This is a genomic window from Shigella sp. FC1544 (assembly GCF_001722145.1).
GTDB classification, from domain to species: domain Bacteria; phylum Pseudomonadota; class Gammaproteobacteria; order Enterobacterales; family Enterobacteriaceae; genus Escherichia; species Escherichia coli.
The window spans coordinates 16130-28382 of sequence record NZ_MECT01000288.1; the positions used below are offsets into that span (position 1 = coordinate 16130).

The following is a 12253-nucleotide window of genomic DNA, read 5'->3' on the forward strand; positions in this document are numbered from 1 at the left end:
CCTGCCAGGGCGGAGAGATAATGTCAGTTTGCTGACCATGCGTGGGATAATGTTGCCGGATCGGGTCTGAACGCCATCTCCGGCTAACAAAATAATGTCGCTAAAACTAAACGATGCGGCAGGCGTCGGCTTCCCAGCGGTAACCGACGCCATAAACGGCGCGGATAAATGACTGTTCGGCGTCGAGAGATTCCAGCTTGCGGCGCAGGTTTTTAATGTGGCTGTCGATGGTGCGGTCGGTTACTACGCGGTAGTCGTCATAAAGATGATTGAGCAATTGCTCGCGGGAGAACACTTTTCCTGGTTCGTGAGAGAGCGTTTTCAGCAGACGAAATTCCGCAGGCGTCAGGTCAAGCATTTTACCGCGCCATGAAGCCTGAAAACGACCTTCGTCGATAATCAACGGACTTTCAGCATCCTGTTGCTGCAATTCGCGCTGCGGTTTGCAACGGCGCAAAATGGTTTTGACGCGCGCTACCACTTCCCGTGGGCTGTACGGCTTGCAGATGTAGTCATCTGCGCCAATCTCCAGCCCCAGCAGGCGGTCGATCTCTTCGATTTTTGCTGTCACCATCACGATAGGAATGTCAGAAAAACGACGAATTTCCCGGCACAGCGTCAAGCCATCGGTGCCAGGGAGCATCAGATCCAACAGGATCAGATCCGGTGGTGTCTGGCGCACATACGGCAGTACCTGATCGCCGTGGCTGATAAGCGTCGGCGCATAGCTCGCAGCACGCAGATAATCAATGAGCAACTGCCCCAGCTTCGGTTCATCTTCCACGATCAAAATACGCGGTGTGTTTTCGTCGATTGGTAACTCGGTCATACTTCTCTCTGTAAATCCCGTTCCAGCGGTAACTCTACTGTAATGCTTACCCCGCCAAAAGGCGAATGGGCAGCAATAATGCGGCCATTATGTGCTTCAACAATGTTCAGGCAAATCGCCAGCCCCAGCCCGGAACCGCCGCTGGCGCGGTTCCGGGAACCTTCGGTGCGATAAAAACGTTCAAACAATTTTTGTAGCTGATCGTCACTGACGCCCGGCGCGCTGTCGGCAAAGGTCAGGCGCACCGTTTTGTCGTGCTGCTCGGCAGAGATTTTCAGGCTGCCGCCGCTGTCAGTGTAGCGCAGGCTGTTTTCAAGTAAGTTATTGAATAACTGCATTAAACGGTCGCGATCGCCAAATACGGTGATACTGTCTGGCAGGGAAAATTGCAGTTTCAGGCCACGGCTGGCGAATCGTTCGCGAAATGCGCCGCCCGCCACTTCCAGCAGTGGGATCAAATCTACCGGTGCTTTTTGATAGGCGAGAGCGCCTTCATCAGACATCGACAACTGATGGAGATCGTCAACCAGTTTGGTCAGTGTACCGACCTCCGCCTGTAAAGACGCCACCGTCTCCGGCGTGAATTTACGCACGCCATCCTGAATGGCTTCCAGTTCACCGCGCAGCACCGCTAATGGCGTACGCAGTTCGTGAGAAATATCGGCCATAAAATCGCGCCGCATTTGCTGGTTTTTCTCCAGCGTGCTGGCGAGCTGGTTGAAGTCTTGCGCCAGTTTGCCTAGTTCATCTTCACTGGTGGGCGTTACGCGGGTAGTGAAATCGCCCGCCGCCAGTTTGTGCGTGCCGTCCACCAGCCGTTTGACCGGGGCCAACAGACCACGCGCCAGCAGAAAGGTGGCGAGCGCCGCGAGTAACGTTGCCAGAGCGACAATCAACCAGCTGGTTTGCCGCTGTTGTTTATCGAAATTGATATCAGTATTGCGCGTTAACCGCTCAACGGGGGAGGAGATCACCGCGCCCACTTCCGCACCGTTGACCAGAATGGGTCGCCGTGTACCGTCAGGTGGAATCGGCGCTCGCGGACCAACCAGCACTTTGTTGTTTTGATCAACCACCCAGAACTGGGTACGCCAGCCGTGCGGTGGCATACCCGGGCCGGGTTTATCTTCCGAATTATCGTGTTCAAATGAACGCAGGATCTGAAAGACAAAGCGATCATTGTTGCGCAGGAAGCGCCAGTTGCCATGCTGCGCATACTGCTCGCCAAGCGCATCACTTAACAGTTGTAATCGCTGTTCATTACCATGCTTGATGTAATCAATAAAGCCACGCTCAAAACTGATACGCACCGCCCAGTGCATACTGCTCAGCAAGACAATGCAGGTGGCGAAAATCGCCAGAAACAGTTTGCCGGTAATACCAGGTCGCCAGAACTTCATTGCGCGCTCCTTTTTCGCCGCGAAATAGCTACATTTTGATGCGTATCGTTCGGCACTCTGGCAAAGATGAACGCCGGAAGGGCGATGATAAACGCCATGCTAAGCCAGGTGTACATAAAGACGGTTTGTGTGGTGCCGCTGTCGACGCTGACATGCTGCGAACCAAAAAGTCCCAGCAACAGCCCGGCGATGGTGACGCCGATACTCATCGACAATTGCATAATCATCGACAGCAGGCTGTTTCCGCTGCTCGCCAGATTGTCCGGGAGATCTTTCAGCGTCAGGGTGTTCATGGAGGAGAAACGCGTCGAGTTGACCATCCCTTGTAAAAACAGGACGAACGGCAAAACGTAGTACCAGCCCAGCAGAGCGGTAGTCATAAACAACAGGGTGACCAGCGACAGACCCAGCGTGGTCGCTACCAGTACCCGACGATAACCAAAGCGATTCACCACCTGTACAACAATTCGCTTCATTCCCATGCTGCCAAGCACCATCGGGATCATCATCAGTCCGGCATGAAACGGCGAGAAACCGAGGCCAATTTGCAGGAAAACCGGTGTAATAAAGGGCAACATGCCACTGCCAATACGTCCGGCAAAGCTCCCCGCCAGGCCCAGCGAAAAGGTACGAGTGCGGAACAGTTTCAGACTGAAAAGAGCGCGGTTGTTATTTCTGGCGTGCAGCAGATAAAGCACCAGTGCCACCACACCAACTGCGACCAGGCCAGCAATCGCCAGCGGCGATAAACCTGTACCTTTACTGCCGTCCAGCGCCAGGGTTAATACCGCCATGCCAACCGCCAGCAATAAAAAGCCGGAAAGATCAAAGCGCCGCGTCTGCATGGTGTAGTTCGGCATTAACAGCAATGTGGCGATCGCACCGATAATCCCCACCGGAATGTTGATCAAAAAGATCCAGTGACACGACGCGTACTCCACCAGCAGACCGCCGAGCGCCGGACCGAGCAGCGGACCGACCTGACCGGGTAACGTGACAAAGGTCATCGCCGCCATATATTGCTCGCGCGGTACGATTTTCATCACCGTCAATCTGCCGACCGGCACCATCATCGCGCGCCAACGCCCTGTAACGCGCGTGCCAGCAACAGTTCGTTCAGCGTGCCGGAAAGCGCGCAAAACAGTGAACCGAGAGTAAACAGCACGATGGCGGTAAAGAAAATATTGCGCACGCCGACTTTGTCCGCCAGCCAGCCGCTGGCGGGCAGCATCACCGCCACGGTCAGCACATAAGAGACAATGACCATGTGCATATGCAACGGACTTTCCCCGAGGCTTTGCGCCATTGAGGGAAGGGCGGTGTTTACGATGGTGGTGTCCAGCGACTGCATAAAGAAGCCGAAAGCCACAATCCACAATTGCCAGCGGGTGCTGTCGGGAAGATCTGTCATTTACTCGGTTACCGTTTGTTTAGGTTTACGCGAAAAACGCAGCCGCAGACGGTCGAAAAAGAGATACACCACCGGCGTGGTATACAGCGTCAGGAGCTGGCTCATTACCAGACCGCCGACAATGGTGATCCCCAGGGGTTGGCGCAACTCCGATCCGTCGCCGCCCGACAATACCAGCGGCAGCGCACCAAACAGCGCCGCCAGGGTAGTCATCATAATCGGGCGAAAACGCAGCAGACAGGCCTGGAAAATAGCTTCCTGCGGCGTCAGGTTACCGTGCCGTTGGGCTTCAAGCGCAAAATCGACCATCATAATGGCGTTTTTCTTCACAATGCCGATTAATAGCATGATCCCTATCAGGGCGATTAGGCTGAACGGGGCATTGAACAGCTCCAGCGCCAACAGCGCTCCAACGCCCGCCGAGGGCAGGGTGGAGAGAATCGTCAGCGGATGTACGTAACTCTCGTAAAGGATACCCAGCACGATATACACCGTGGCGATGGCGGCGATAATCAGGATCACCTGCGAGTTCATCGTCTCCTGGAACACCTGCGCCGTGCCGGCAAAACTGCCGCGCACCGTCGAAGGCACACCAAGCTGGGTCATTGCGCGATCGATCGCCGCACTGGCGTCCGAGAGCGATTTTCCGGTCGGCAGGTTAAACGAAATGGTCGAGGCCGCCGATAATCCCTGATGATTCACCGATAGTGGGGCATTCGCCGGTTGCCATTTAGCGAAATACGACAGCGGGATCGCTTTGCCTTCGTTATTGATAACGAACATTTTTTCCAGCGCACTGATGTCCTGGGTATAGCGCGGATCCACTTCCATCACCACTTTATACTGGTTCATCGGCTGGTAAATGGTCGAGATTTGCCGCTGACCGAAGGCGTTATTTAACAGACTGTTGGCGGCTTGTACGTCGATTCCCAGCCGTGCCATGGTGTCGCGGTCGTAAACCAGATTCATCTCCGCGCCGTTATCCTGCTGATCGGAGTTCACGTCCGCCAGTTCCGGCAACGTCGCCAGTTTTTTGCGGATTTTCGGCTCCCATTCGCGCAGTGCCGCCAGGTCGTCGGATAACAACGTGTACTGGTAGCTGGCGTTCGACTGACGCCCACCAACGCGAATATCCTGTACCGCCATCAGGAACAGATTCGCCCCCGGTTCTTTCGCCAGTTTTACGCGCAGACGGTCGATAATTTGCTGCGCCGTTTCGCTGCGTTCGTCGCGTGGCTTGAGGGTGATAAACATCATCCCGCTGTTCACTCGCGAACCGCCTGTAAAGCCGGTGACATTATCCACTGCCGGATCGTCACGGATAATTTTCATGAAATCCTGCAACTTACCGCGCATCGCCTGAAACGAAATACTCTGATCCGCCTGAATCCCGCCCATCAACACGCCAGTGTCCTGCTCCGGGAAGAAGGTTTTCGGGATCGAGATATACAGCCAGATATTCAGCGCAATGGTGCCAAGCAGCACCACGCCCACCAGACGGGTATGATTGAGCACCCATTTCAGTGACTTGCCGTAGCCTTGTTGCAGGGCTACCAACATGCGACCAAAACCACGCAGTCGCTTTTGCTCGCGCGGCTTGCTGGCTTTCAGCATCCAGCCACACATCATTGGCGTTAATGTCAGAGAAACCAGCAACGATATACCAATGGCGACAGAAAGCGTCACGGCAAATTCGCGTAACAGTCGGCCCGGCAATCCGCCCATCAACAGCAGCGGCAGGAACACCGCCACCAGTGACAGACTCATCGACAGCACCGTAAAACCGACTTCGCGAGTACCTTGCAGTGCGGCTTGCAACGGTTTCATTCCCGCTTCCAGATGACGGGCAATGTTTTCCAGCACCACGATGGCGTCATCCACCACGAAACCAGTAGCGATGGTGAGCGCCATTAACGAAAGATTATTGAGACTGAAACCGCACAGGTACATCGCCGCAAACGTACCAATCAGCGAAACCGGCACCGCAACGGCGGGAATAATAGTTGCGCGACCCGAGCGCAGGAATAAAAACACCACCAGAATCACCAGCGCCACCGAGATAATCAGCGTTTGCTCGACTTCTTCCAGCGAGGCGCGAATGGTGGGGGAGCGATCCTGAGCAATTTGCAGATCAATCGCCGCCGGAATGGTTTCCTGCAACTCCGGTAATTTTGCCCGGATGCTGTCAACCGTCTGGATAATATTGGCTTCCGGCAGCTTGCGGATCATCAGCAAAATAGCCGGTTTGGCATTGGTCATCCCGGCGTTACGTACATCCTGTACAGAGTCGGTCACTGTCGCCACATCGCCCAGACGAACCGCGCCGCCGTTGTTGTAATGAATAATCAGCGGCTGATATTCGGCGGCGGTTTTTAGCTCATCATTGGTCTGGATCTGCCAGCGGTGAGTGCCATCTTCCAGCGCCCCCTGCGGTTTACGCACGTTGGCATTGCTGATGGCAGTGCGTACGTCGTCCAGCGAGACGCCCTGATTAAACAGCGCCTGCGGATTCAGCCCGACGCGTACGGCGGGCAGTGAGCTGCCTCCGACATCGACATCACCAACACCGTCGATTTGCGAAATCGTCGGAGCCAGCTGCGTCGAGGCGAAATCGTACAGTTCACCCTGCGAATAAGTATCGGATGTCAGCGTGAGGATCATAATTGGCGCATCCGACGGGTTCGCTTTGCGATAGGTCGGACGGCTGGGCATCCCACTGGGCAGCAAACTTTGTGCGGCGTTGATCGTCGCCTGCACATCACGCGCTGCGCCGTTGATATCCCGGTCAAAATCAAACTGCAAAATAATGCGCGTGCTGCCGAGCGAACTGCTGGAGGTCATTTCACTAACCCCGGCAATGCGCCCAAGTGAGCGCTCCAGCGGCGTGGCAACGGAAGACGCCATTGTCTCCGGCGACGCACCGGGCAGCGAGGCGCTGACCATAATCACCGGAAAATCGACCTGCGGCAGCGGGGCGACCGGCAGCATACGGAAGCCCAGTATGCCGCACAGGGTAATGGCGACCGACAGTAAAATCGTCGCCACCGGGCGGTAAATGAAGAGGGCAAAAAACTTCACTTACGCCTCCTCTTCATGACGGGCAAAGCGACTTTTGGTCCACAATGCCAGGCGGTCAAACAGCAGATAAATCACCGGCGTGGTGAACAGCGTCAGCACCTGGCTGACAATCAGGCCGCCGACCATGCCGATACCTAACGGACGACGCAGTTCCGCGCCGACCCCGGTACTCAACATCAGCGGCAGCGCGCCAAGCAGAGCCGCCAGGGTGGTCATCAGGATCGGACGAAAACGCAACAGACAAGCCTGGTAGATTGCATCGCGCGGCGACATGCCTTGCTCGCGCTCAGCAGCCAGCGCGAAGTCGATCATCATGATGGCGTTCTTCTTCACGATACCGATCAGCAAAATAATGCCGATAATCGCAATCACATCCAGTTCGCTACCGGCAATCATTAACGCCAGCAGGGCGCCAACACCTGCCGTGGGTAGCGTCGAGAGAATGGTGATCGGGTGAATAAAGCTCTCGTACAGAATGCCGAGCACTATATACATCGCCACCACCGCCGCGACAATCAGCCAGACAGTGCTGCCCAGCGCCGACTGGAAGGCGAGGGTGCTGCCCTGGAACTGCGTGGTGATATCCACCGGCAGATTCAGCGTCTTTTCGGTGTCCATAATCGCCTGCACCGCATCGCCCAGCGAATAGTTATCTGGCACGTTAAAAGAGATGGTCGTTACCGGGAACTGATCCAGATGGTTGATGGAAAGCGGCGCAAAACGCTGTTCAACTTTGGCAATTGAGCTTAACGGCACCACGCCGCCGTCGCTGCTGGTCAGGCGAATGGTATCTAGCGCCGCAAGCCCTGGGGTATTTTCGGTGTTGTGCTCCAGCACCACGCGATACTGGTTGGCCTGAGTATAAATAGTGGAAATCAGCCGCTGACCAAACGCGTTGTACAGGGCGTTATCGACGTCCGCCATGCTGATCCCCAGACGGCTGGCGCTGTCGCGATCAACATTGACATACGCCACCAGCCCTTTGTCCTGCCAGTCGCTGGAGACATCAGATAGCTGTGGCAGCTGCTGGAGTTTTTCCATCAACTGTGGCACCCAGGTACTGAGCGCATCCAGTGACGTGGCCTGCAAGGTAAACTGGTACTGGGTGCGGCTGACCTGAGTATCAATAGTCAGATCCTGCGTTGGTTGCAGGAAGAGATCGACGCCCGGCACTTTATCTACCGCCGTTTGCAGACGGGCGATGACTTTTTGCACCCGATCATCACGTTCATCCAACGGTTTGAGGTTGATCTGCAAACGCGCACTGTTCAGCGACGGGTTAGTGCCATCAACGCCAACAAATGAGGTCAGGCTTTGCACTGCCGGATCCTGCAAAATCACGTCCGCGACCTGGCGTTGTCGCTGGGCCATATTGGCAAAGGAGCTGGATTGCGGTGCCTGCAAAGTGCCCTGAATAATGCCGTTGTCCTGTACCGGGAAGAAACCTTTCGGAATGAACACCCACAGCAGCACGCTAAGCAGCAGCGTGCTGAGTGCCACGCTTAAGGTCAGCCACGGATGATTCAGTACTTTCGCCAGTCCACGACCATAGGCGGCGATTATCCTGTCGAACATTTTTTCCGAGGCACGGGAGAAGCGGTTCTGTTTACGCAACGACTCCTGGCTGAGCATCCGCGCGCACATCATCGGTGTCAGGGTCAGCGACACCACCGCTGAGATCAAAATCGCTACCGCCAGGGTAATAGCAAATTCGCGGAACAGTCGCCCGACGATATCGCCCATAAACAGCAGTGGGATCAACACCGCAATCAGCGAGAAGGTCAGCGAGATAATGGTAAAGCCGATTTCACCTGCGCCCTTGAGCGCCGCCGCCAACGGTTTTTCGCCTTTTTCGATATAGCGGGAAATATTTTCGATCACCACGATGGCGTCATCGACCACGAACCCGGTGGCGATAGTTAACGCCATCAGCGTCAGGTTATTGATTGAAAAATCGAGAAACACCATGACCGCGAAGGTGCCGATTAACGACAGCGGCACTGCGAAGCCGGGAATGATGGTCGCCGGAATATTGCGCAAAAACAGGTAGATAATCATGACTACCAGCGCGATAGCCATCATCAATTCAAACTGGGTATCGTTGACCGATGCGCGGATATTGGTGGTGCGATCGGAAAGCACTGTTACCTTCACCGATTTCGGCAGACTCTCGGTGAGCTGTGGCAGCATCTGCCGGATGCTGTCGGCGGTGGAGATAATGTTAGCACCGGGCTGGCGCTGAACATTCATCACAATGGCCTGTTCTTTGTTCGCCCATGCGCCAAGCCAGCTGTTTTCTGCACCTTGCTCTACGGTTGCGACATCGCCAAGACGAATCGGCGCGCCGTTCTGGTAGGCGATGATTAGCTGGCGATACTCTTCGGCGGATTGCATCTGGTCGTTCGCGGAAAGCGTGACCGCACGGGAAGGGCCGTCGAGGCTACCTTTTGCCGAGTTAACGTTAGCGCCGGTAATGGCGGTGCGCACGGTTTCGCTGGTCAGGCCGAGGGCGGCAATCGCCTGAGCGTTAAGTTTGACGCGAACAGCCGGACGCTGACCGCCGGAAAGCGTCACCAGGCCGACGCCGGAAATCTGCGAGATTTTCTGCGCGACGCGGGTTTCCACCATATCTTCCACTTGCGTCATCGGCATGGCGGTTGAGGTGACGGCGAGCGTCATGATCGGCGGATCTGCCGGGTTCACTTTGCTGTAAACCGGCGGGTTAGGCAGATCGCTCGGTAGCAGGTTAGTGGCGGCGTTAATCGCGGCCTGCACTTCCTGCTCGGCGACATCGAGCGGTAATGTTAGCTGGAACTGTAAGGTGATAACTGACGCACCGCCGGAACTTTGCGACGACATCTGTTTCAGGCCAGACATCTGCCCGAACTGGCGCTCGAGCGGCGCGGTAACGGCAGAGGTCATGACATCCGGGCTTGCACCTGGGTAAAGCGTGACTACCTGAATGGTCGGATAGTCCACTTCCGGCAGCGCCGAAACGGGCAGGGCGCGATAACCGATAATCCCGGCGAGTAAGATCGCCACCATCAGCAGCGTGGTGGCGACAGGACGCATAATAAACAGGCGAGACGGGCCGCCTGTGCTGCTCGGGGGTAACACCTGCATCAGGAGCGTGCTCCTTTTTTCGCGTATTCGCGGCTGGTGGCTTTCTCTTCTGGAGTGGTGGCGCTCTGGGCTTCCACCACTTCCACTTTCGCCCCTTCGGTCAGGCGATCAATGCCGTCTGTCACCACGCGATCGCCCGCAGAAATACCTGCACGGATCACCACTTTCTGACTGTCCTGAATGCCCGGCGTCACCAGATGTTTGCTGACCTTGTTTTCACTATTCAGCACCCAGACAAAATGGCCTTCATTGCCCATTTGCAGGGCGGCTGATGGGATCACTACGGCGTTTTGTTCGGTGTCGACTAACATGCGCGCGTTAACAAACTGATTGGGAAACAGCGCATCATCCTGATTATTAAAGCGTGCTTTCACTTTAATCGTACCGGTTGTGGCATCGATTTGGTTATCGAGGCTTAACAGCGTGCCTTCACTTAATTTCTTCGAGTTGGTGCGATCCCAGGCTTCTACCACCAGCGGTTTTCCGGCTTTCTGCGCCTGCACGACGGTAGCGATATCGCTTTCCGGCAGGGTAAAGAGCAAATCGATAGGATGCGTCTGGGTGATCACCACGATCCCGGTGGTATCACCACTGGAGATTTGGTTACCAACATCAACCTGCTTGAGACCAACGCGACCATCGACTGGTGCGGTGATGCGGCTCCAGTCGAGTTGCAGCTGCGCGCTGGCGACGCTTGCTTCATCAGCCTTAATGGTGCCTTCGGTTTCACTGACCAGCGTCTGTTGGGCCTCCAGCTCCTGACGGGATACGAGATTGGTTTTTGCCAGTTGCTGATAACGCGCCAGGTCACGGCGGGCGTTAGCAAGCGTGGCTTTATCTTTTGCCAGTTGGCCCTGGGCTTGTGCTAATGCAACTTTGAACTGGCTGGGGTCAATTTCTGCCAGTAAATCGCCTGCTTTGACCTGCTGGCCTTCCTGGAAATGTAACGCCATCAGTTGACCGTCCACGCGGCTGCGCACCGTAACAGTATTAGCGGCGGTAATGGTGCCAAGCCCGGTGAGGTAACGCGGAACTGCCTGTTCTACGGCGGTCGCCGCCTGAACCGGGGCTAATGGGCCGGAACGCATACCACGGCGACCACCCGCTGGCGATTGCTGCGCTTGTTTCGTCGCCCCTGGGGCTGCACTCCGGGAGTCATTGCGGCCTTGCCAGAACCAGAATGCGGCGATGGCGGCGATAACCACCACGATTACGATTACCCAACGGGATTTATAACTGCCTTTCATCGTTAAGAGTTTCTCTTCCTGAAACGTTTCGCGGAATGATACTAGTGTAGCCAGCCAATAAGGGAGAAAAATGGAGGAATTATGAAACACTATCGGGAATCGTCTGAATGGCGGGCACATTTGCGAGCACGCATCCAGTAATAACACAGGAAACTATTTTATCTACGCGTTAGCGATAGACTGCATGCTTGGCGAAAGGAGGTAAGCCGACGATTTCAGCGGGATGCTGAAACGGGAAAGCCCCTCCCGAGGAAGGGGTCTTAAATAAGGAAAGGGTCATGATGAAGATACTCATCATCGTGGTGCTCTTAGTCATTAGCTTCCCGGCTTACTAAGACTACCAGGGCGGGGGAAACCCCGCTCTACCCTCACTCCTGAAAGTATGCCTTCACGATAAGATTGTCAATCCGCAGGCTTTGCAGTCTGCGATCCTGGCAGCAAATATTCTTTGCGAGTCGTTACGCAATAATCACAGAGGAAACTATTTTGTTCACGCGTTAGCGATAGACTGTATTCAGGGCGAAAGGAGGTAAGCCGACGATTTCAGCGGGATGCTGAAACGGGAAAGCCCCTCCCGAGGAAGGGGCCTTAAATAAGGAAAGGGTCATGATGAAGCTACTCATCATCGTGGTGCTCTTAGTCATTAGCTGGCCAGCTTACTAAGACTACCAGGGCGGGGGAAACCCCGCTCAACCCTCACTCCTGAAAGTATGCCTTCACGGTCAGATTGTCAATCTGCAGGCTTTGCAGTCTGCGATCCTGCCAGCAAATATTCTTTGCGAGACGTTACGCAATAATCACACTGGAAACTATTTTATCCGCAAGTCAGCGATAGACTGCATGCATGGCGAAAGGAGGTAAGCCGACGATTTCAGCGGGATGCTGAAACGGGAAAGCCCCTCCCGAGGAAGGGGCCTTAAATAAGGAAAGGGTTATGAGGAAGCACGTCATCATACTGGTGATACTCTTAGTGATTAGCTTCCAGGCTTACTAAGAACACCAGGGGGTGCCCCTATTAAGTTGTCAAGCATGTTATGACCCCTGCGGGGTATAAAAAGTCCCGTCGCGCATCATGGCGAACAGAACGTCGCAGCGTCGTCTCGCCAGGGCGATAAGCGCCTGATTGTGTCGTTTTCCCTGACTCATTTTGCGGGTGTAGTAAGCC

General features: G+C 55.2%; 8 protein-coding genes and 2 pseudogenes. 3 read left to right on the forward strand and 7 right to left on the reverse strand.

The features are described 5' to 3' along the window. Window positions 1-106 precede the first annotated feature (106 nt). The 6 genes and pseudogenes from baeR to mdtA form a co-directional block, all read right to left on the reverse strand. Window positions 107-829, reverse strand: a complete 723-nt coding sequence (gene baeR / locus BGK49_RS14405; protein WP_000137877.1) for an envelope stress response regulator BaeR — start codon at window positions 827-829, stop codon at window positions 107-109. Then, window positions 826-2229: an envelope stress sensor histidine kinase BaeS gene (baeS, locus tag BGK49_RS14410; protein WP_000675183.1), complete on the reverse strand. Its 1404-nt coding sequence runs from the start codon at window positions 2227-2229 to the stop codon at window positions 826-828. Before baeS ends, baeR begins: the two co-directional genes overlap by 4 nt. Next, window positions 2226-3640, reverse strand: a pseudogene (gene mdtD, locus BGK49_RS14415) (multidrug transporter subunit MdtD). Before mdtD ends, baeS begins: the two are co-directional and overlap by 4 nt. Beyond that, a complete protein-coding gene (mdtC, locus tag BGK49_RS14420; RefSeq protein WP_000667604.1) occupies window positions 3641-6718 on the reverse strand; it encodes a multidrug efflux RND transporter permease subunit MdtC in 3078 nt (1025 codons plus the stop codon). Beyond that, window positions 6719-9841 (reverse strand): multidrug efflux RND transporter permease subunit MdtB, encoded by a 3123-nt coding sequence (mdtB, locus tag BGK49_RS14425; RefSeq protein ID WP_001197908.1) that lies wholly within the window; start codon window positions 9839-9841, stop codon window positions 6719-6721. It abuts the gene before it with no gap. Further along, the gene (mdtA, locus tag BGK49_RS14430; RefSeq protein WP_000679005.1) at window positions 9841-11088 is read right to left on the reverse strand and encodes a multidrug efflux RND transporter subunit MdtA; all 1248 of its coding nucleotides are present in this window, start codon (window positions 11086-11088) and stop codon (window positions 9841-9843) included. The genes mdtB and mdtA overlap by 1 nt, the downstream gene beginning before the upstream one ends. Window positions 11089-11366: 278 nt before the next feature. Here mdtA and BGK49_RS29510 point away from each other — a divergent pair, with 278 nt between their 5' ends. The 3 genes from BGK49_RS29510 to ibsA all read left to right on the forward strand — a co-directional run bounded on the left by BGK49_RS29510 (window position 11367) and on the right by ibsA (window position 12082). Continuing rightward, window positions 11367-11423: a type I toxin-antitoxin system Ibs family toxin gene (locus BGK49_RS29510; RefSeq protein ID WP_100792650.1), complete on the forward strand. Its 57-nt coding sequence runs from the start codon at window positions 11367-11369 to the stop codon at window positions 11421-11423. Window positions 11424-11694: 271 nt separating this feature from the next. Further along, window positions 11695-11751: a type I toxin-antitoxin system Ibs family toxin gene (locus BGK49_RS29515; RefSeq protein WP_100249772.1), complete on the forward strand. Its 57-nt coding sequence runs from the start codon at window positions 11695-11697 to the stop codon at window positions 11749-11751. Between the two features lie 271 nt (window positions 11752-12022). Next, window positions 12023-12082: a type I toxin-antitoxin system Ibs family toxin gene (gene ibsA / locus BGK49_RS29520; protein ID WP_071528451.1), complete on the forward strand. Its 60-nt coding sequence runs from the start codon at window positions 12023-12025 to the stop codon at window positions 12080-12082. 38 nt (window positions 12083-12120) lie between these two features. On the opposite strand, the pseudogene BGK49_RS29525 reads toward ibsA, so the two are convergent. Continuing rightward, window positions 12121-12253 (reverse strand): annotated as a pseudogene (locus BGK49_RS29525) (IS110 family transposase); the annotation flags it as partial.

Bases quoted from the DNA above. Each gene is read 5' to 3' on its own strand.
- baeS (WP_000675183.1), bottom strand. From the start codon at position 2,229: ATGAAGTTCTGGCGACCTGGTATTACCGGCAAACTGTTTCTGGCGATT.
- mdtA (WP_000679005.1), bottom strand. From the start codon at position 11,088: ATGAAAGGCAGTTATAAATCCCGTTGGGTAATCGTAATCGTGGTGGTT.
- baeR (WP_000137877.1), bottom strand. From the start codon at position 829: ATGACCGAGTTACCAATCGACGAAAACACACCGCGTATTTTGATCGTG.
- mdtB (WP_001197908.1), bottom strand. From the start codon at position 9,841: ATGCAGGTGTTACCCCCGAGCAGCACAGGCGGCCCGTCTCGCCTGTTT.